At 60.1% G+C, this 19,808-nt stretch carries 15 protein-coding genes and 1 pseudogene; 9 read left to right on the top strand and 7 right to left on the bottom strand.

Features of this window, described 5'->3' with window-relative positions; translation table 11 throughout:
* Window positions 1-32: 32 nt before the first annotated feature.
* The 7 genes and pseudogenes from AB4N44_RS10465 to gap form a co-directional block, all read right to left on the bottom strand.
* Window positions 33-1,040, bottom strand: a pseudogene (locus tag AB4N44_RS10465) (methyl-accepting chemotaxis protein); the annotation flags it as partial.
* Window positions 1,041-1,503: 463 nt separating this feature from the next.
* On the bottom strand, window positions 1,504-1,914 hold the full coding sequence (locus tag AB4N44_RS10460) for a YbaN family protein (protein ID WP_064119128.1): 411 nt from the start codon (window positions 1,912-1,914) through the stop codon (window positions 1,504-1,506).
* A gap of 163 nt (window positions 1,915-2,077) precedes the next feature.
* The gene (locus AB4N44_RS10455) at window positions 2,078-2,674 is read right to left on the bottom strand and encodes a biliverdin-producing heme oxygenase (RefSeq protein WP_110718803.1); all 597 of its coding nucleotides are present in this window, start codon (window positions 2,672-2,674) and stop codon (window positions 2,078-2,080) included.
* Window positions 2,675-2,785: 111 nt separating this feature from the next.
* Window positions 2,786-5,371, bottom strand: a complete 2,586-nt coding sequence (locus AB4N44_RS10450; protein WP_460109002.1) for a TonB-dependent receptor — start codon at window positions 5,369-5,371, stop codon at window positions 2,786-2,788.
* A 122-nt stretch (window positions 5,372-5,493) separates the two neighbouring features.
* The gene (locus tag AB4N44_RS10445) at window positions 5,494-6,459 is read right to left on the bottom strand and encodes a FecR family protein (RefSeq protein WP_150774420.1); all 966 of its coding nucleotides are present in this window, start codon (window positions 6,457-6,459) and stop codon (window positions 5,494-5,496) included.
* A gap of 125 nt (window positions 6,460-6,584) precedes the next feature.
* A complete protein-coding gene (locus AB4N44_RS10440; protein WP_093430467.1) occupies window positions 6,585-7,103 on the bottom strand; it encodes an RNA polymerase sigma factor in 519 nt (172 codons plus the stop codon).
* Between the two features lie 199 nt (window positions 7,104-7,302).
* Entirely contained in the window at window positions 7,303-8,304 is a 1,002-nt protein-coding gene (gap, locus tag AB4N44_RS10435) for a type I glyceraldehyde-3-phosphate dehydrogenase (RefSeq protein ID WP_368968479.1), read from the bottom strand.
* Between the two features lie 220 nt (window positions 8,305-8,524).
* Between gap and edd the strand changes: the two genes are divergently transcribed.
* From edd to AB4N44_RS10390, 9 genes are all read left to right on the top strand, one after another.
* The gene (gene edd / locus AB4N44_RS10430; protein WP_137218817.1) at window positions 8,525-10,351 is read left to right on the top strand and encodes a phosphogluconate dehydratase; all 1,827 of its coding nucleotides are present in this window, start codon (window positions 8,525-8,527) and stop codon (window positions 10,349-10,351) included.
* The gene (locus AB4N44_RS10425; RefSeq protein ID WP_460109003.1) at window positions 10,348-11,307 is read left to right on the top strand and encodes a glucokinase; all 960 of its coding nucleotides are present in this window, start codon (window positions 10,348-10,350) and stop codon (window positions 11,305-11,307) included. Before edd ends, AB4N44_RS10425 begins: the two co-directional genes overlap by 4 nt.
* A gap of 179 nt (window positions 11,308-11,486) precedes the next feature.
* Entirely contained in the window at window positions 11,487-12,218 is a 732-nt protein-coding gene (locus AB4N44_RS10420; RefSeq protein WP_102900192.1) for a response regulator, read from the top strand.
* Entirely contained in the window at window positions 12,208-13,677 is a 1,470-nt protein-coding gene (locus AB4N44_RS10415; RefSeq protein ID WP_095121285.1) for an ATP-binding protein, read from the top strand. Before AB4N44_RS10420 ends, AB4N44_RS10415 begins: the two co-directional genes overlap by 11 nt.
* Window positions 13,678-13,970: 293 nt before the next feature.
* On the top strand, window positions 13,971-15,230 hold the full coding sequence (locus AB4N44_RS10410) for a D-mannose isomerase (RefSeq protein WP_460109005.1): 1,260 nt from the start codon (window positions 13,971-13,973) through the stop codon (window positions 15,228-15,230).
* 119 nt (window positions 15,231-15,349) lie between these two features.
* Window positions 15,350-16,651, top strand: a complete 1,302-nt coding sequence (locus tag AB4N44_RS10405; RefSeq protein WP_127929495.1) for an ABC transporter substrate-binding protein — start codon at window positions 15,350-15,352, stop codon at window positions 16,649-16,651.
* Window positions 16,652-16,807: 156 nt separating this feature from the next.
* Window positions 16,808-17,716: a carbohydrate ABC transporter permease gene (locus AB4N44_RS10400; RefSeq protein WP_007917874.1), complete on the top strand. Its 909-nt coding sequence runs from the start codon at window positions 16,808-16,810 to the stop codon at window positions 17,714-17,716.
* On the top strand, window positions 17,709-18,554 hold the full coding sequence (locus tag AB4N44_RS10395) for a carbohydrate ABC transporter permease (protein ID WP_093430462.1): 846 nt from the start codon (window positions 17,709-17,711) through the stop codon (window positions 18,552-18,554). Before AB4N44_RS10400 ends, AB4N44_RS10395 begins: the two co-directional genes overlap by 8 nt.
* 2 nt (window positions 18,555-18,556) lie before the next feature.
* Window positions 18,557-19,717, top strand: coding sequence for an ABC transporter ATP-binding protein (locus AB4N44_RS10390; protein ID WP_038369188.1), 1,161 nt, complete (start codon window positions 18,557-18,559; stop codon window positions 19,715-19,717).
* The last annotated feature ends 91 nt before the right edge of the window (window positions 19,718-19,808 follow it).

The raw sequence follows: 19,808 nt of genomic DNA, 5'->3' as shown, positions 1-19,808 counted from the left end.
TTGATCTGCGCGATAGTCGGTTGCAGCTTGTCGAGGAAACGGTTGAACCAGTTCACCAGTTCGCCCAGTTCGTCCTGCTTGCTGTAGTTAAGACGTTGGGTCAGATCACCTTCGCCGCTGGCGATGTTTTTCAGCATTTCGGCAACGCTATTGATCGGGCGAGTAACGCCGGACGCGGTCAGCCAGATCAGCAACAGACCGACCAGACCCGCGACCACTGCCACCAGCAGTGCCGTGATCACGCCGGTTTCTTGAGCATCGTCGAGTACCGCTTGCAGCTTGACCGAATCGGCCAGCAGCACTTGTTTCGGCAGATCGATGACTACGCCCCAGGCGCGCGAGTTGCCGATCGGGTCGACCGGATACACGGCACGAATCAGATCGCCCTGTTCGAGAATCTTCGGGGTGCCGGAGCTCAGCAGTTGCAGCACATCCTTGCCATCGGCGCCGAGGGTGTCGCTGATTTTCTTGCCGACCTTGCTCGCGTCGGAACTGTCGGCGCCGAGCACGCCGCTGCCAGAGACGATCAGCATATGCCCGGCGTTGTTGAACAGGCTGCGCTGGGAATCCACGGCCGCCGCTTGCAGGGCGTCGAGGGCGATGTCGACGCCGACCACGCCGATGGCTTTACCGTCGACAATCAACGGCACGGAAATGGTCGTCATGAGCATTTCCTTGCCACCGACAGTGTCGGCATACGGATCGAGCAGGCAGGTGCGCTTGTTGTCGCGAGGGCAGGTGTACCAACTGTTGTAGGGCGTGCCGCTGACGCTGAGGGTGGTTTTGGTCAGGTCTTCTTCGACCATGATGGTGTTCAGCGAGGCGCCGGCGGCGCGGCTCCAGTACGTGGCGAAGCGCCCGGCTTCGTTGGACTGACGAGCGGCATCGTTGGCGAATTCGCTGTCCTTGCCGTCGAGAGCGTTCGGTTCGAAAGCGAGCCAGATGCCCAGCACTTTATCGTTGCGCTCAAAAGCGGTTTTCAGGCTCAGGTTCAACTCTTCGCGCAAGGCGCCGGCGTCCAGCGAACGCTTGGCGGCCATTACCCGCATGTCCTTGATCTGATCCGCTACGGCAGTGATCACCGTCAGGCTTTCGCCGAAGGTTTTCTGCACCCGCACCGCTTGTTCGGCGGCTTTGGCTTGCAGCAGGTTCTGCACACTGGCGGTGAGCAACTGGTTGCTGGAGTTGCTGACCAGTTCGTCGTTCTGGTTGGTCTGGTAGATGTTCATGCCGACGATCAGCGCGACCACACCGAGCAGGCACAGACCGGAGAGCAGAACGATTTTCAGGCGAATGGACAGAGAGTCGAACATGGGGCGATCTCGCGAATGAATAAACGGGTGGCAGGCGGATATGAACTATCCGGTTCGCCAAATCCATTCAGCGCCATTCAATGCTCATCGGCGTGGAAGCAGAGGCCATGAGGCGCGTGCCGACGAACGGTCAGCGCTAAACGTTTGCGCAGGAGAAAGTGCTGAAAAAGCGAATAATTACAGGGATGTTTCAGTGCGAAGACGGGTCAGTGCAGACCCGGATGGATTCCGGGCGCGACCAGATCCACAGATTGCCCAGGCTCATCCCGGCAATTGCCAGATAGACCGGCCAGCCGTGGTCGAGCATCACCAGCATTAAAGTCGCGCAGAGCAACATGCTCACCGTCGCGCTGACTTTGGCCTTGCGCGCGATGATCTTGCCGTTGCGCCAGTTGCTCAGGATCGGCCCGAACAGCCGATGGTTTTCCAGCCAGGCACTCAGGCGCGGCGAACTGCGAGTCGCGGCCCAGGCGGCGAGAAGGATGAACTCGGTGGTCGGCAGGCCGGGCACGACAATGGCGATCAGGCCGATGCCGAGGCTGACGTAGGCCAGCAGACCGAACAGCACACGGGCGAGTTTCGAGGAGGCGGGTTGCGGCATGGGCTCAGCGGTGGCTTCTGAAGCGGAATGGAGATCTTACAGGCTTACGCAGTTCCTGTAGGAGTGAGCCTGCTCGCGATAGCGGTGTATCAGTCGACATTCATGTTGAATGACAGGACGCCATCGCGAGCAGGCTCACTCCTACAGGGGGATGTGTGTTGTGTCAGGCCGGTTCAGCTTCAGTGGCGTAAGCCTGTTCCAGCAGCACGGTGAAGCGGTTGAACGCATCGATCGCGCCTTGCTCGACTTCGGCTTCTTCCTCGGCACTGAACTGCAGCGAGTCGAGGGTACGCACGAAGCTCTTCCAGCCTTCGGCACGGCCACCTTCAGGCTCGCCGAGGTGACGGGCACCAAAGGTTTCGCTCAGCTCCAGCGCCACGGCGCGTTTGATCAGGAACGCCGCACCGAGCTTCGAACCTTCGGAAACAAAGATCCAGCCCAGCGCGCGAGCCTTGCTCGGGTTCTTCACCGCGCCGGCTACCGGGGCCGGTACTTCGGTGTCGAGATCGGCGAGGTCAGCCTTGGCCGCTTCGGCGCGGCAACGGGCCGGCAGATCAGGCACGATCGCAGTCAATTCTGCATCGTTGTACAGGTCGACCAGTTCCGACTGGAACAGGTACTGCGCGACGACGAAACGGGCGAAATTGGCGCGGGTCTCGAACGGCGCGTGCGCCTTCACCAATGCATCGAGTTTGCTGTGCGGCTCATGGGTGATCTGGTTCAGGCGTTGTGAACGCAGGGCTTTTTCCGAAGTGGTCATGACATGTCCTTGATAAAAGAGGCGCTTGATAACGAGACGAACAAGGCGAGGTGCAAGCGTAAAAAAACCTCACGGCGCGGTGCCTGAACACGCGCAGTGAGGTGGGCCGGATCAGATGTCCCAGATCAGATTGATCGCGAAGTTGCGGCCCGGTTGGGTCAGGCGATCAAGATTGGCCGGTTGCGTCACCGACGCTTCGCCGACGCTGTCGTAACCGCGCACGTCATCCCACAGCCAGTATTTCTTGTCGGTCAGGTTGTAGATGCCGCCGCTGACGGTGACGTCGTCGGTGACTTTGTAATAACCGGCCAGATCAAGAATGCCGAAGCCCGGGGTTTTGAACTGGCTGCTGACGCCATCCGGCGACTTGAAGTTGCTGTCGTCGACGCGATCCTTTTTCTTCACCAAGGTCCAGCTGAGCAGACCGCCGTAGTTGTCCTGGTCGTAACCCAGACCGAACACGCCGGTCAGCGGGTTGACGCTGTTGATCGGCTCGCCGTTGTCGTTGTTGCGACCGTAGGCGTAGGCGATCGAGCCCTGGGTGTAGAGGCCTTGCGGGGCGCCGAACGCATCCAGATTCAGACGACCTTTGACTTCCGCACCTTTGATGGTGGCGTGCTTGATGTTGGCCGACTGGAAGGTCAGCTCGTTGCGGCCCGGGGTCACAGCGTCTTCGTTGATGAAGTCGCGGTACTTGTTGTAGAACACTGCCACGTCGAACGAACCGTGTTCGAAGTTGCCGCGCAGACCGGTTTCATAGCTTTTGCTTTTTTCCGGTTCCAGGTCCGGGTTGGGCGCCACGCTGTAGCCGGTGGTGGTGTTTTCGAAGCGGCCGTACAGGGCTTTCGCGGTCGGTGTGCGGAAACCTTCAGCGTACTGACCGTACCAGGTGTAGTTCTCGGTCAGGGCGTAGGTCAGTCCGAATTTCGGCGAGACTTTGTGCCAGGTCTTGTTCTCGTCGCTGACCGTGCCTTGGCCGTCAGCTGCCACGGTGTTGAGGAATTCCTGAGTGATGTGCGGCTTGAGCTGGGTGTAGTCGTAGCGCAGGCCCGGCAGGAAGGTCCAGTTGTTCCAGCTGATCTGATCCTGAGCGAACACGCTGTAGGTGTTGATGGTCGGGTCCGGGAAGTCGGTGGCCTTGGCCAGCACGTCAGCGGTGCTGGTCGCACCAATGGCGGTGCAGCCACGACCGACGGCCAGGCAGGTGCCGTCGCCGCTGCGCGAGCCGGTGACTTTCTGCTGCTTGATGGTGGTGCCGTAAGTCAGGACGTGATCGGTGGCGCCGAGGGCGAACGCCTTGTCCAGTTGCGCATCGAAGACCCACTGCTTTTCTTCGTAAATGGTGTCGCGAGTACGCAGCACTTTACGGGTGATCGGGTAGTAGAACTCGGTGGTGCTCTGGTCAGTCTTGGCGATCTGGTGGTTGAGGCTCCACTTCACGTTGTCGACCAGCAGGCTGTCGAGGGCGAAGGAGTGTTCGATGCCGATACGTTCACGGGTGATGGTGTCGTTACCGGTGCGCCACTGGTACATGCCGCCGGGCAGTACGCTGTTGGGGATGGTCGGGGCGCCGTTGAAGTACGGGCCGCCGTAAGCACTTTTCTGATCGGTATCGCGATCATCCTTGTACTTTTCGTAGGTCAGGCCCAGGCGCGAATCTTCGTTGTAGTTCCAGCCGATCTTGGCCAGCACGTTGTAGGCGTTGACGTCTTCCGGGTTGGCGGCGGTGCGCTCAAGGCCAGTGCCATTGTTACTGCCGTAGGAATCGGTTTCGTGACCGTCGCGCTGACTGTAGTGCAGCAAGCCGTCGAACTGGTCGGCGCGGCCGGCAACGGTGGCGGACTTCAACCAGCTGTCATCGGCGGAGCTGTAACCGGTTTTCAGACGCGCACCGACATCTTTGCCCGGCTTGATGATGTCGTCGGCATCGAGGGTGTAATAGCTGACGGCGCCGCCGATGGCGTTGCTGCCGTACAGCACCGAGGCCGGGCCACGGAGGATTTCCACGCGTTTGACGATTTCCGGGTCAACGTAATTGCGCTGGGTCTTGGCATACGGACCGTTGAAGAAACCGTCCGGCACTTCCACACCGTCAACCTGCGTCAGGATGCGGTCGCCGTCGATGCCGCGAATGTTGTAGCCGCTGATACCGCCACGCTGACCGGCGCCGCCCACGGAAACACCCGGCTCATAACGCACCAGATCCTTGATGGTGTTGACGTTGTTGCGGTCCAGATCCTGACGGGTCTGCACGGTGACGGTAGCCGGCACGCTGTTGACCGACTGCTCCTGACGGGTGGCGCTGATGGTCACCTGATCGAGGTTGAGTGTGCCGCTGTTGTTGCGCTTTTCCAGCACGACGTTGTTGTTGCTGATTTTGCGGAAGCTCAGGTTGGTCCCCACCAACAGACGCTCCAGGGCTTTTTCCGGTGGCAACGAGCCACGCACGCCCGGCGACGACACGCCCTGACCCAATTCTGCCGGCAAGCCGACCTGCCAACCGGTCACGGCGGTGAAGGCATTGAGCGCCGACACCAGCGGCTGCTGGCCGATGGCGAACGAGTAATCGCCCATGTTGCGCGTCGGTTGCTCAGTGGCAGCCATCAGTGGCGCGGTGCCGGCCATCAGAATGGCAGCGGTCAGCAGCGACAAGACGCGGGAAGGGGAGGAAGTCTGGCGGGTAAGGCGTGAGGACATCGATAGCGCTCCGTGTCGCACGAATCTTTATAGGGGCTGATTGGCTTCGCGTGATGCGAATCAATTGCATTGGCTATAACGAGACGTACTGACGTTGGCTATCGAGTAAAAATAATTCTCATTTAGTTCAGGATGACCACGGCGGGGAATTCTTTCAGTTGCGCCGAGGTGATCTGAGCGAGGGAACGAACCACGTCGAGCGGCTGATCGAGACGGTAATTGCCGGTCACGGCGACGTCGGCCAGTTGCTCGTTGGTGTTGATGATCCAGCCCGGGTAGTAGCGGCGCAATTCGGCCAGCACCTGATTCAGCGGGCAGTTCTCGAACACCAGTCGGCCCTGCACCCAAGCCAGGTCTGTGTTGGCGTCGAGTTTGGCCGGGCGGTCGAAACCGTTGGGACCGATGCGGATGCTCTCACCGGCAGTCAGACGTACGCGGGCGTCGTTGTGCGTGGCGCGCAGATCGACGTCGCCGCGCTGCACATTGACTTGCGCGACGCCATCGAGATAACGCACGGCGAACGCGGTATCGCGCACGCTGGCAGTGACTGGCCCGGCATCGATTTCCAGCGGTTGACTGCGACCGCTGGCAATCTCGAAAAACGCCTCGCCCTGAAACAACCGGGCAACGCGCTGCTGATCGTTGATGGTGCTGGAGAATGCCGAATTGGTATTGAGCAGGACTTTCGAGCCGTCCTCCAGTTGCAGACGCTGGCGCTCGCCAACCACCGTGAGGTGATCGGCCTGAAGGCGCATCGGCAAATTACTGAAACTGAACAAACCGAGGATCAGCACCGCAGCAGTGGCCAGCGGTTTCCAGTGCGGACGCAGACGCTGGAGGACGGTGACTTTCGCAGGTTTGGCCGCCAGGCTTTGTGCGCACTGGGCGACCTGCGGGCCGTCCCAGATCGCCTGAGCCTTGGCAAACGCCTCGGCATTCAACGGATCGGCCGCCAGCCAGGCGTGAAATTGCCGGGTCTGCTCCTCGTCCGGGCTGCCGAGCACGATGAGCCAGTCCAGTGCCTGGTCCATTGCGTTTGCAGCGTCCTGCACCGAATCCGGCGAAGGCGAGCGGTGGGTGTCCGTCACGGTGTTTCCTCGGCAGTGTCTGCGCACGGCTGTTTTTTCAAGTGAAGCGTAAAAGTCGGGCAAGGGTAACAAAGCCCGATGATCCGTGCAGTCGATCCTGGCACTTACAGAAAAGGCCTACGACCTCAGTCGCCATTCAGACGTTCAGCGACACCGATGCAAATGGACATGATCAGCTTCAATTCTTTCTGCACGGTGCTGAGGGAAACGTTCAGCTCATCAGCGATTTCCTGATAGCTGTTCCCGTGCAAACGGCTGAGGATGAAAATCTGCTGCTGGCGCGGGCTGAGTTGACTGAGGCTCACGTTCAGGCGCTCCAGCATCTGTTCGGCGTGGGCGGCGTCTTCGGCGCTGCTGGCGGGGGCGGCGACGCTGTGCACGACATCCTGCGGCACATCATCGACCATGGTTCGCGAATGGATCTTGCGCGCGCGCAAATGATCCAGCGCCAGATTGCGCGCGGTCTGGAAGACAAAAGGTTCGAGGTGATCGATGGCCCGCTCGCTCAACGCCCGCGTCACGCGCAGGTAGGTCTCCTGCAACAGGTCTTCTGCGGTGCTGTGGTTGTTGACCATGCGTTCCAGCGTGCGCAACAAGGATGTGCGCTGGGTGAGGAAGACGTGGTTGAAGCGCGATTGACTCACGGGAGGACCTGATCGATTTCAAGCGAATGATAATGCTTATCATCTAGTCGAATGGTCAAGCCCTGATTTTGAAAGCTGCGCAAAAAACTGTGGGAGCGAGCCTGCTCGCGAAAGCGGTGTCCCAGCCAACATAAATATTGAATGACACATCGTATTCGCGAGCAGGCTCGCTCCCACAGGGGCAGGGGATAACCTGAGATTACTCCGCGTTACACAACGCCAGGCAGTTATCCAGCATACGGTTGGAGAAGCCCCACTCGTTGTCATACCAGGCCAGCACTTTCAGCAGCTTGCCGCTGGATTTGGTGTGGTTGGCGTCGAAGATCGACGATAGCGGGTTATGGTTGAAGTCGCTGGATACCAGCGGCAGGGTGTTGAAGCCGAGAATCTTCGAGTGCTGGCTCGCGGATTTCATCAGCGCGTTGACTTCTTCGGCGCTGGCTTCTTTTTTCAGCTGTACGGTCAAATCCACCAGCGACACATTGATCACCGGCACGCGCACGGCCATGCCGGTCAGCTTACCCGCCAGTTCCGGCAGCACCAGGCCCACCGCTTCAGCGGCGCCGGTCTTGCTCGGGATCATGTTCTGCGTGGCCGAACGCGCGCGGTACGGGTCGGTGTGATAGACGTCGGTGAGGTTCTGATCGTTGGTGTAGGCATGGATCGTAGTCATCAGGCCGCTTTCGATCCCCAGCTCGCGGTGCAGCACCTGCGCCACCGGCGCCAGGCAGTTGGTGGTGCACGAAGCGTTGGAGATGATCTGGTGCGACTGGCGCAGAATGTCGTGGTTCACACCGTAAACAACGGTGGCGTCGGCACCTTTGGCCGGGGCGGAGATGATCACTTTGCGCGCGCCGGCAGTAAGATGCGCGGCCGCTTTGGCGCGATCGGTAAAGAGACCGGTGCATTCGAACACCACATCAATCTTTTCCGCCGCCCATGGCAATTCGGCCGGGTTGCGAATCGCGCTGACCGCAATGCGGTCGCCGTTGACGGTCAGACTTTCGTTGTCATGCTCGACCTGAGCGTCGAACGTGCCGTGAACGGTGTCGTATTTGAGCAGATGGGCATTGATCGAGCTGTCGCCGAGATCGTTGATGGCGACGATCTGCAAATCCTGTCGATAGCCTTGGGTATACAGTGCGCGCAGGACATTACGGCCGATGCGGCCAAAACCATTGATTGCGATTCGAAGAGTCATGGAACAGCGCCGCCGTCGTTTTGTTGTTGGAATTACAAGATTATTCGCATAAAAATAGAAAACAAGCCTTTTTAGTGGCAATATTTTGTTTTATCTACAACGAGTGACCTGAATCAACTGGTCCGAATGGTCAAAAAAGCCGTCTGTCATTCCAACAACAACGGCGTTTGATCAGCATAGACAATCAGGTCGCCACATCCGTTAGCCTGGAGTTCTACACATGCATCCCCGCGTTCTTGAGGTCACCGAACGGCTTATCGCCCGCAGCCGCGCCACGCGTCAGGCTTACCTTGCACTGATTCGCGGCGCCGCCACTGACGGGCCGATGCGCGGCAAGCTGCAATGCGCCAACTTCGCCCATGGCGTGGCCGGTTGCGGCAGCGAAGACAAGCACAGCCTGCGGATGATGAACTCGGCGAACATCGCCATTGTTTCTTCGTATAACGACATGCTCTCGGCGCATCAGCCGTATGAAGTGTTCCCGGAACAGATCAAGAACGCCCTGCGCGAAATCGGCTCGGTTGGCCAATTCGCTGGCGGCACTCCGGCGATGTGCGACGGTGTCACCCAAGGCGAGCCGGGCATGGAACTGAGCCTGCCGAGCCGCGAAGTGATCGCCATGTCGACCGCTGTGGCGTTGTCGCACAACATGTTCGACGGCGCACTGATGCTCGGCATCTGCGACAAGATCGTTCCGGGCCTGATGATGGGCTCGCTGCGCTTCGGTCATCTGCCGACGATTTTCGTCCCGGGCGGGCCGATGGTCTCGGGGATTTCCAACAAGGAAAAAGCCGACGTGCGCCAGAAGTACGCCGAAGGCAAAGCGACCCGCGAAGAGCTGCTGGAATCGGAGATGAAGTCCTACCACAGCCCGGGCACCTGCACCTTCTACGGCACCGCCAACACCAACCAGTTGCTGATGGAAGTCATGGGCCTGCACTTGCCGGGTGCCTCTTTCGTCAACCCGAACACGCCGCTGCGTGATGCGCTGACCCGTGAAGCCGCACATCAAGTGACGCGCCTGACCAAGCAGAACGGCAACTTCATGCCGATCGGTGAAATCGTCGACGAGAAGTCGCTGGTCAACTCGATCGTCGCGCTGCACGCCACCGGCGGTTCGACCAACCACACCCTGCACATGCCGGCCATCGCCATGGCGGCGGGCATTCAACTGACCTGGCAGGACATGGCCGACCTCTCCGAAGTCGTGCCGACCCTGAGCCACGTCTACCCGAACGGCAAAGCCGACATCAACCACTTCCAGGCAGCGGGCGGCATGTCGTTCCTCATTCGCGAACTGCTCGGCGCCGGCCTGCTGCACGAAGACGTCAACACTGTGCTCGGCCACGGCTTGAGCAAATACACCAAAGAGCCGTTCCTTGATAACGGTGAACTGGTCTGGCGTGAAGGCCCGGTCGACAGCCTCGACGAAAACATTCTGCGCCCGGTCGCCCGTGCGTTCTCGCAGGAAGGCGGTTTGCGCGTGATGGAAGGCAACCTCGGTCGCGGTGTGATGAAGGTGTCTGCCGTCGCTCTGGAAAACCAGATCGTCGAAGCACCAGCGATGGTGTTCCAGGATCAGCAGGACCTGGCCGACGCGTTCAAGGCCGGTTTGCTGGAAAAAGATTTCGTCGCAGTGATGCGCTTCCAGGGCCCGCGCTCCAACGGCATGCCCGAGTTGCACAAGATGACGCCGTTCCTCGGCGTGCTGCAGGATCGCGGCTTCAAAGTCGCGCTGGTGACTGACGGGCGTATGTCCGGCGCCTCGGGGAAAATCCCGGCGGCGATTCACGTCAGCCCCGAAGCTTATGTCGGTGGCGCTTTGGCACGCGTGCAAGAGGGCGATATCATCCGCGTCGATGGCGTCAAAGGTACTTTGGAACTCAAGGTCGACGCCGCAGAATTTGCAGCGCGCGAACCCGCCAAAGGCCTGTTGGGCAACAACATTGGCAGCGGTCGCGAACTGTTTGGCTTTATGCGTTTGGCCTTCAGCTCGGCGGAGCAGGGCGCCAGCGCCTTCACTTCTGCCCTGGAGACGCTTAATTGAAACTGGCTTTGGTCGGTGACATCGGAGGCACCAACGCGCGGTTTGCGTTGTGGAAAAACCAGCAACTGCAATCGGTTCAGGTGCTGGCCACGGCCGACCACGCCAGCCCGGAAGAGGCGATCAGCCTGTACCTGAGCGGGCTCGGTCTGGCGCCGGGTTCGATTGGTTCGGTGTGCCTGTCAGTGGCCGGCCCGGTCAGTGGTGATGAGTTCAAATTCACCAACAACCACTGGCGCCTGAGTCGCAGCGCGTTCTGCAAAACCTTGCAGGTCGAGCAGTTGTTGCTGGTCAACGACTTCTCGGCGATGGCGCTGGGCATGACCCGTTTGCAGCCGGGCGAATTTCGTGTGGTCTGCGAGGGCACGCCGGAGCCGTTGCGTCCGGCGGTGGTGATCGGCCCGGGCACTGGCCTGGGCGTCGGCACCTTGCTCGACCTCGGTGCAGGCCGTTTCGCGGCGTTGCCGGGCGAGGGCGGTCACGTTGATCTGCCGCTGAGCAGCCCGCGTGAAACCCAGTTGTGGCAGCACATCCACAACGAGATTGGCCATGTCAGCGCGGAAACCGCGTTGAGCGGTGGTGGCTTGCCACGGGTTTATCGGGCGATCTGCGCAGTCGATGGGCATGAGCCGACACTCGATACGCCGGAAGCGATTACGGCGGCTGGTCTGGCGGGCGATCCGATCGCGCTGGAAGTGCTCGAGCAGTTCTGCTGCTGGCTCGGCCGTGTGGCCGGCAATAACGTGCTGACTACGGGCGGACGGGGTGGGGTTTACATCGTCGGCGGTGTGATTCCACGGTTTGCCGATTTCTTCCTCGAAAGCGGTTTCGCCCGCAGCTTCGCTGACAAAGGGTGCATGAGCGATTACTTCAAAGGCATTCCGGTGTGGCTGGTGACAGCGCCGTATTCCGGCCTTGTCGGCGCTGGCGTAGCCCTGGACCAATCAATTCCGACCTGAAATGCAATCAAACTGTAGGAGTGAGCCTGCTCGCGATAGCTGTCTTGGATTCAACACATTCGTTGACTGACAAACCGTTATCGCGAGCAGGCTCACTCCTACAGTTGTTTTGTGGTGTTTGTAAAATCAGTGCTTAAGGCATAATCCGCCCCAATTCCAACAACAAGGATGCCTTCGAAGTGAGCTCAGTCAACAAGTCGATATTGTTGGTCGATGACGACCAGGAAATACGCGAGTTGCTGGAAACCTACCTGACCCGCGCCGGGTTTCAGGTACGGGCCACCGCCGACGGTGCCAGTTTCCGTCAGGCCCTCAACGAGGCGCCGAGCGATTTGGTGATCCTCGATGTCATGCTGCCCGACGAAGACGGCTTCAGCCTGTGCCGTTGGGTGCGTCAGCATCCGCGTCAGGCGCAGGTGCCGATCATCATGCTCACCGCCAGTTCCGACGAAGCCGACCGCGTGATCGGTCTCGAACTCGGTGCCGACGATTACCTCGGCAAACCCTTCAGCCCGCGCGAACTGCAAGCACGCATCAAGGCATTGCTGCGCCGTGCGCAATTCGGTCAGGAGCGCAGCGGCAGTGACGTGCTGGCCTTCGACGAGTGGCGGCTGGACATGGTCAGTCATCGGTTGTTTCACACCGACGGCGAGGAAGTGATTCTTTCCGGTGCCGACTTCGCCCTGCTGAAACTGTTCCTCGATCATCCGCAGGAAATCCTCGACCGCGACACCATCGGCAACGCCACCCGGGGCCGCGACCTGATGCCGCTCGATCGCATCGTCGACATGGCCGTCAGCCGTTTGCGTCAGCGTCTGCGCGACACCGAGAAACCGCCACGACTGATCCGCACTGTACGCGGCAGCGGCTACCAACTGGCAGCCAATGTGGTTGCCAGCAATGGTCACTGATTCGCTGCGTAAACTCGCCGCCAAGGTCCCGGTGCCGCGTTCGCTGCTCGGGCGCATGTTGCTGCTGACGCTGTTGGCTGTGTTGTTCGCACAGACGTTGTCCAGCGTGATCTGGGTCTCGCAATTGCGCGCCACGCAGCTCGAAGGCCTGGTCACCAGCGCCCGCAGCCTCGCCCATTCGATGACTGCCAGCGTCAGTTACTTCCGCTCGTTGCCGGTGGCTTATCGGCCCCTGGTGCTCGACCAATTGCGTAGCATGGGTGGTACCCGATTCGTCGTGACGCTCAACGACAAACCGCTGGGCATGGATGTGCTGCCGGTCACGCCGCGTAAAGCGGCGGTGATGAAAGCGGTCGACGAAGTGCTGCGGCAGACGTTGGGCCATGACACCGATATCTCGGTGACCTTTGTCAGCCCCGAAGATCTGCGGATCTTCAACGCCGGGCTGAAACTCGATGAGCTGCCGCGCTCGTGGGCGCATTACGCGCTGACCCTGGAGCCGGTCAATCCACCCGTGCTGGTCACGCAGATTCAAATGGCCCCGGGCGAATGGCTGTACATCGCCTCACTGTTGCCGGAGCCGTACACCAGTCTTGAAGAGCAAGGCCTGCCCTCGCAACAGGTGTGGTTCATCGTTCTCACTAGCGGATTCCTGCTGCTGTTCATCGGTCTGCTGGTGCACTGGCAGAGCCGGCCGCTCAAGCGTCTGGCGCGGGCAGCGCGTGATTTGTCGCTGGGCGCTGACGTCGAGCCGGTGGCCGAGGGCGGCGGCAGTGAGGTGGTCGAAGTGGGGCGTGCGTTCAACACCATGCGCGAGCGCATCAGCCGTTACCTGACTGAACGCAGCCAGTTGTTCAGCGCGATTTCCCATGATCTGCGCACGCCGATTACCCGTTTGCGTTTGCGTGTCGAATTGCTCGAAGACGAAAAGCTGCAAGCCAAGTTCGGCCGTGATCTGGATGAGCTGGAACTGCTGGTCAAAGGTGCGCTGCAGTGTGTGAAAGACACCGACATCCACGAGAACATCGAACCGGTGGATCTCAACCATGTGCTGGATTGTCTGGTCGAGCCCTATCTGGCGCCGAACGGTAACGGTCGTGTGACTCAGCATGGTCGCGCGTTGGCGGCGTATCCGGGTAAGCCTTTGGCTTTGAAGCGCTGCATCGGCAATCTGATCGACAATGCGTTGAAGTATGGGCAGAACGCGCATCTGCACATTGATGACGATGACAGCGCGTTTGTGTTGCACGTTGATGATGAAGGGCCGGGCGTGCCGGAGCAGCGCTTGGAGCAGGTGTTCGAGCCGCACTTCAGGCTGGCGGGGCAGCAGCAGGGGTATGGCTTGGGGTTGGGCATCGCGCGCAATATTGCCCACAGCCATGGTGGGGAAGTGACGTTGCAGAATCTGCGTGAGGGTGGGTTGCGGGTGACCCTGCAATTGCCGCGTTCGGCGGATTAGATCAAAAGAGCCCCTCACCCTAGCCCTCTCCCGGAGGGAGAGGGGACTGACCGAGTTGTCTTGCGTCATACATCGACCTGAAACACCGTGTCGATTATGGATTCGCTGGAAAACTTTCAGGTCGGCGTAACTCTTCAATACCCCGCGGTCGGCCCCCTCTCCCTCCGGGAGAGGGCTGGGGTGAGGGTCGCTCTTTGTCACCGATTAGTGACAAACCCCGCCCCCTTCGTTACAAGCCCACCCCGGCCCGTTGTTTAGACTCCCCGCAGTCATAACAACAAAAAAGGCCACCCATGGATCTCTTCCGCCCAGGCTTCAGCAGTTGGCTGAACGCCCCTGCCCACCAGCAATGGCTCGCCGCCGAAGGCCTGCGCCTGCTGGATTTCGCCAAGGCAGCAAAACTTCCTCAAGGTTTCGGCAACCTCGACGAACGCGGCCGTCTGCCCGCGAGCGCGCAAGCCGAAACCATGAACACCGCGCGCATGACCCACAGTTTCGCCATGGCCCACATTCAGGGCCTGCCGGGTTTTGCCGAACTGGTCGATCACGGCATCGCCGCCCTGCGCGGGCCATTGCGCGATGCCTTGCACGGTGGCTGGTTTGCCGTCGCCGAACACCGCGACGACAACACCGGCAAGAACGCCTACCTGCATGCGTTTGTCGCACTGGCGGCCAGCTCTGCGGTGGTTGCGCAGCGTCCCGGCGCGCAAGCCTTGCTGGATGACGCCATCGACATCATCGACACCTATTTCTGGAGCGAAGAAGAGGGCGCCATGCGTGAATTCTTCAACCGCGACTGGAGCGAAGAAGAAGCCTATCGCGGCGCCAACAGCAACATGCACGCCACCGAAGCGTTCCTCGCACTGGCCGATGTCACTGAAGATCCGCGCTGGCTGGTGCGTGCGCAGCGCATCGTCGAGCGGGTGATCCACGGTCACGCTGCCGGCAACGGTTACATGGTCATCGAGCACTTCGACCGTGACTGGCAGCCGCTGCGTGAATACAACCACGACAATCCCGCTGACGGTTTCCGCCCTTACGGCACCACACCGGGCCACGGTTTCGAGTGGGCGCGGCTGTTGCTGCACCTCGAAGCCGCGCGGGTTCAGGCCGGCATGCTCACGCCCGGCTGGCTGGCGACCGACGCGCAGAAACTGTTCGAGAACAACTGCCGCAACGGCTGGAACGTCGATGGTTTGCCGGGCATCGTCTACACCCTCGACTGGGACAACAAAGCCGTGGTCCGTCATCGTTTGCACTGGACGCACGCCGAAGCCAGCGCCGCTGCGAGCGCCTTGCTTAAACGCAGCGGCGATGCGCAATACGAAAGCTGGTACCGACTGTTCTGGGAATTTTGCGAAGTCAATTTCATCGACCGTTGCGACGGCAGCTGGCACCACGAACTCAACCCGCAGAACATCCCGAGCGCCGACATCTGGCCGGGCAAACCCGATCTGTATCACGCCTGGCAGGCGGTGCTGATCCCTCGTCTACCCTTGTCACCCAGTATGGCGACTGCGCTGGCACAGTTATCCCAGAGCAGTCCTGTGTAACCATATGGTGACATTCGCGCGTCCCTTCGTTACCTGCGAGGGGAAACGTCCTGTTTAAACTCCTGTGCAGCGCAAGCACCAGACTTGCAATGCATAACAACAAGAAAGGTACATCTCAGATGAATGCGATTTCTCGCCTCGCTACTGTCATTTCTGTCGCCTCCCTGTTCCCGCTCGCAATTCTGCCTCTCAGTGTTTCCGCTGCCGAATCCAAAGGTTCGGTCGAAGTCGTGCACTGGTGGACGTCCGGTGGCGAAAAAGCCGCTGTTGATGTGCTCAAGGCGCAAGTCGAAAAAGACGGTTTCACCTGGAAAGACGGCGCTGTCGCCGGCGGTGGCGGTGCGACTGCCATGACCGTGCTGAAAAGCCGTGCCGTTGCCGGCAACCCGCCTGGCGTAGCCCAGATCAAAGGCCCGGACATTCAGGAGTGGGCATCCACTGGCCTGCTCGACACCGACGTGCTGAAAGACGTCGCCAAGTCGGAAAAGTGGGACAGCCTGCTCGACAAGAAAGTCTCCGATACCGTGAAGTACGACGGTGATTACGTGGCCGTGCCGGTGAACATTCACCGCGTGAACTGGCTGTGGATCAACCCGCAAGTGTTCAAGAAAGCCGGGATCACCAAGAACCCGACTACCCTCGAAGAATTCTATGCCGCTGGCGACAAGCTGAAAGCTGCGGGCTTCATTCCGCTGGCTCACGGCGGTCAGCCTTGGCAGGACAGCACCGTGTTCGAAGCCGTGGTGCTTTCGGTCATGGGTGTCGATGGTTACAAGAAAGCCCTGGTTGACCTGGACAACGCCGCGCTGACCGGCCCGGAAATGGTCAAGGCGCTGACCGAACTGAAGAAAGTCGCGACCTACATGGACGCCGACGGCAAAGGTCAAGACTGGAACCTCGAAGCGGCCAAAGTCATCAACGGCAAGGCCGGCATGCAGATCATGGGTGACTGGGCCAAGTCCGAATGGACCGCGGCCAAGAAAGTCGCTGGCAAGGACTACGAGTGCGTAGCCTTCCCGGGCACCGACAAAGCGTTCACCTACAACATCGACTCGCTGGCCGTGTTCAAGCAGAAGGACGCAGGCACTGCGGCCGGTCAGCAGGACATCGCCAAAGTCGTGCTGGGTGAAAACTTCCAGAAAGTCTTCAGCATCAACAAAGGCTCGATCCCGGTGCGCAACGACATGTTGAACGACATGGAGAAACTCGGCTTCGACTCCTGCGCCCAGACTGCTGCCAAGGACTTCCTGGCGGACGCCAAATCCGGTGGCCTGCAACCAAGCATGGCGCACAACATGGCGACCACGCTGGCGGTGCAAGGCGCGTTCTTTGATGTCGTGACCAACTACATCAACGACCCGAAAGCCGACCCGGCCGACACCGCCAAGAAACTTGGTGCTGCGATCAAGTCGTCCAAATAAGCGTCGGTAGCACAGGCTTCTCCTGTGGGAGCGAGCCTGCTCGCGAAGGCGTTGTGTCAGTTGCTCCATCCGTCGACTGACACACCGCATTCGCGAGCAGGCTCGCTCCCACAAGGGATCTCACTGTAGTTTTTATTCCCTGTACTGGATTTCCCCATGAGTTCTGTTGCTGTGTTCAGCAAGGCCTCGCCGTTCGATGCATTGCAGCGCTGGCTACCAAAACTGGTGCTGGCGCCGAGCATGTTCATCGTGCTGGTGGGCTTCTATGGCTACATCCTGTGGACATTCGTGCTGTCGTTCACCACCTCGACCTTCCTGCCCAACTACAAGTGGGCCGGTCTGGCGCAATACGCGCGGTTGTTCGACAACGACCGCTGGTGGGTCGCGAGCAAAAACCTCGCGGTGTTCGGCGGCATGTTCATCGGCATCACCTTGGTGATTGGCGTGTTGCTGGCGGTGTTCCTCGATCAGCGCATCCGTCGTGAAGGCTTTATCCGCACTATTTACCTGTACCCGATGGCGCTCTCGATGATCGTCACCGGTACCGCGTGGAAGTGGCTGCTCAACCCGGGCATGGGCCTGGACAAATTGTTGCGTGACTGGGGCTGGGAAGGCTTCCGTCTCGACTGGCTGATCGACCCGGATCGCGTGGTCTATTGCCTGGTGATCGCCGCTGTCTGGCAAGCCTCGGGCTTCATCATGGCGATGTTCCTCGCTGGCCTGCGTGGCGTTGATCAATCGATCATCCGTGCCGCGCAGATCGACGGCGCGAGCATGCCGACGATCTACTGGAAAGTGGTGCTGCCAAGCCTGCGTCCGGTGTTCTTCAGTGCGGTGATGATTCTGGCGCACATCGCGATCAAGAGCTTCGACCTGGTCGCGGCGATGACTGCCGGTGGCCCGGGTTATTCCTCCGACCTGCCCGCGATGTTCATGTATTCCTTCACCTTCAGTCGCGGCCAGATGGGCATGGGCTCGGCCAGTGCGATTCTGATGCTCGGTGCGATCCTCGCGATCATCGTGCCTTACCTGTATTCCGAGCTGAGGACCAAGCGCAATGACTAGTCTCGCTGCCAAACCTGCTATCAGCCTGAGTCGCATCGCGATCTACGCAGTGCTGATCATCGCTGTACTGCTTTATCTGGTGCCGCTGGTGGTCATGTTGCTGACCAGCTTCAAGACCCCGGAAGACATCAGCACCGGCAATCTGCTGAGCTGGCCGACCGTGGTCAGCGGCATCGGCTGGGTCAAGGCCTGGGCCACGGTTGACGGCTACTTCTGGAACTCGATCAAGATCACCGTTCCGGCGGTAATTATCTCCACCGCCATCGGTGCGTTGAACGGTTACGTGCTGTCGTTCTGGCGCTTCCGCGGTTCGCAGTTGTTCTTCGGCCTGCTGTTATTCGGCTGCTTCCTGCCGTTCCAGACCGTGCTGCTGCCGGCCTCGTTCACCCTCGGCAAGATGGGCCTGGCGAGCACCACCACCGGTCTGGTGTTTATCCACGTGGTTTACGGCCTGGCGTTCACCACGCTGTTCTTCCGTAACTACTACGTGAGCATTCCGGATGCGCTGGTGAAAGCCGCACGCCTCGACGGCGCGGGTTTCTTCACGATTTTCCGCCGCATCATTCTGCCGATGTCGACGCCGATCATCATGGTCTGCCTGATCTGGCAGTTCACTCAGATATGGAACGACTTCCTGTTCGGTGTGGTGTTCTCTAGCGGTGATTCGCAACCGATCACGGTGGCGTTGAACAACCTGGTCAACACCAGCACCGGCGCCAAGGAATACAACGTTGATATGGCAGCGGCGATGATCGCCGGCCTGCCGACCCTGCTGGTCTATGTGGTCGCAGGCAAGTATTTCGTGCGCGGGCTGACGGCCGGCGCAGTCAAGGGGTAATCATGGCAACGCTCGAACTTCGCAACGTCAACAAGACTTACGGTGCCGGCCTGCCGGACACCCTGAAGAACATCGAACTGTCGATCAAGGACGGTGAGTTCCTGATCCTCGTCGGCCCGTCGGGCTGCGGCAAGTCGACTCTGATGAACTGCATCGCCGGTCTGGAAACCATCACCGGCGGCGCGATCATGATCGGTGATCAGGACGTCAGCGGCATGAGCCCGAAGGATCGCGACATCGCCATGGTGTTCCAGTCCTACGCGCTGTACCCGACTATGAGCGTGCGCGAGAACATCGAGTTCGGCTTGAAGATCCGCAAGATGCCGCAGTCGGCGATCGACGAAGAAGTCGCTCGCGTCGCCAAATTGCTGCAGATCGAACACTTGCTCAATCGCAAGCCGGGTCAGCTCTCCGGTGGTCAGCAACAGCGTGTGGCGATGGGCCGTGCACTGGCGCGTCGACCAAAGATTTATCTGTTCGACGAACCGCTGTCCAACCTCGACGCCAAGCTGCGCGTCGAGATGCGCACTGAAATGAAACTGATGCACCAGCGCCTGAAAACCACCACGGTCTACGTGACCCACGACCAGATCGAAGCAATGACCCTGGGCGACAAGGTGGCGGTGATGAAGGACGGCATCATCCAGCAGTTCGGCACGCCAAAAGAGATCTACAACGACCCGGCCAACCTCTTTGTGGCGAGCTTCATCGGTTCGCCGCCGATGAACTTCATCCCGCTGCGTCTGCAACGCAAGGACGGTCGTCTGCTGGCGCTGCTCGACAGCGGTCAGGCGCGTTGCGAGTTGCCGATGAGCATGCAGGACGCCGGCCTTGAAGATCGCGAAGTGATCCTCGGCCTGCGCCCAGAGCAAATCGTGCTGGCGAACGGCGAGGGCAATGGCCTGCCGAGCATTCGTGCCGAAGTGCAAGTCACCGAGCCGACTGGCCCGGACACCCTGGTGTTCGTCAATCTGAATGACACCAAAGTCTGCTGCCGTCTGGCGCCGGACGTGGCACCGCAGGTGGGCGAGAACCTGACGCTGCAATTCGATCCGTCGAAAGTGTTGTTGTTCGATGCCAACACCGGCGAGCGCCTCGGCACTGCCGGGCAACCACAGACCGATGCGCGGTCTGCCAACGTGGCGCAATTCAAAGGCCGCTGAAGAACAAATGTGGGAGCGAGCCTGCTCGCGAAAGCGGTCTGACATCCAGCATTGATGTCGCCTGATACACCGCATTCGCGAGCAGGCTCGC

The organism is Pseudomonas sp. S3_C06, assembly GCF_054667675.1.
The sequence above is the reverse complement of the archived record's forward strand: the minus strand, read 5'-3'. Positions and strand labels throughout refer to the sequence as shown.

What these genes read in the sequence shown, in the direction of transcription:
- edd (WP_137218817.1), top strand. Translation starts at nt 8,525, where the DNA reads ATGCATCCCCGCGTTCTTGAGGTCACCGAACGGCTTATCGCCCGCAGC.
- AB4N44_RS10415 (WP_095121285.1), top strand. Translation starts at nt 12,208, where the DNA reads ATGGTCACTGATTCGCTGCGTAAACTCGCCGCCAAGGTCCCGGTGCCG.
- AB4N44_RS10395 (WP_093430462.1), top strand. Translation starts at nt 17,709, where the DNA reads ATGACTAGTCTCGCTGCCAAACCTGCTATCAGCCTGAGTCGCATCGCG.
- AB4N44_RS10455 (WP_110718803.1), bottom strand. Translation starts at nt 2,674, where the DNA reads ATGACCACTTCGGAAAAAGCCCTGCGTTCACAACGCCTGAACCAGATC.
- AB4N44_RS10405 (WP_127929495.1), top strand. Translation starts at nt 15,350, where the DNA reads ATGAATGCGATTTCTCGCCTCGCTACTGTCATTTCTGTCGCCTCCCTG.
- AB4N44_RS10410 (WP_460109005.1), top strand. Translation starts at nt 13,971, where the DNA reads ATGGATCTCTTCCGCCCAGGCTTCAGCAGTTGGCTGAACGCCCCTGCC.
- AB4N44_RS10460 (WP_064119128.1), bottom strand. Translation starts at nt 1,914, where the DNA reads ATGCCGCAACCCGCCTCCTCGAAACTCGCCCGTGTGCTGTTCGGTCTG.
- gap (WP_368968479.1), bottom strand. Translation starts at nt 8,304, where the DNA reads ATGACTCTTCGAATCGCAATCAATGGTTTTGGCCGCATCGGCCGTAAT.
- AB4N44_RS10450 (WP_460109002.1), bottom strand. Translation starts at nt 5,371, where the DNA reads ATGTCCTCACGCCTTACCCGCCAGACTTCCTCCCCTTCCCGCGTCTTG.
- AB4N44_RS10400 (WP_007917874.1), top strand. Translation starts at nt 16,808, where the DNA reads ATGAGTTCTGTTGCTGTGTTCAGCAAGGCCTCGCCGTTCGATGCATTG.
- AB4N44_RS10390 (WP_038369188.1), top strand. Translation starts at nt 18,557, where the DNA reads ATGGCAACGCTCGAACTTCGCAACGTCAACAAGACTTACGGTGCCGGC.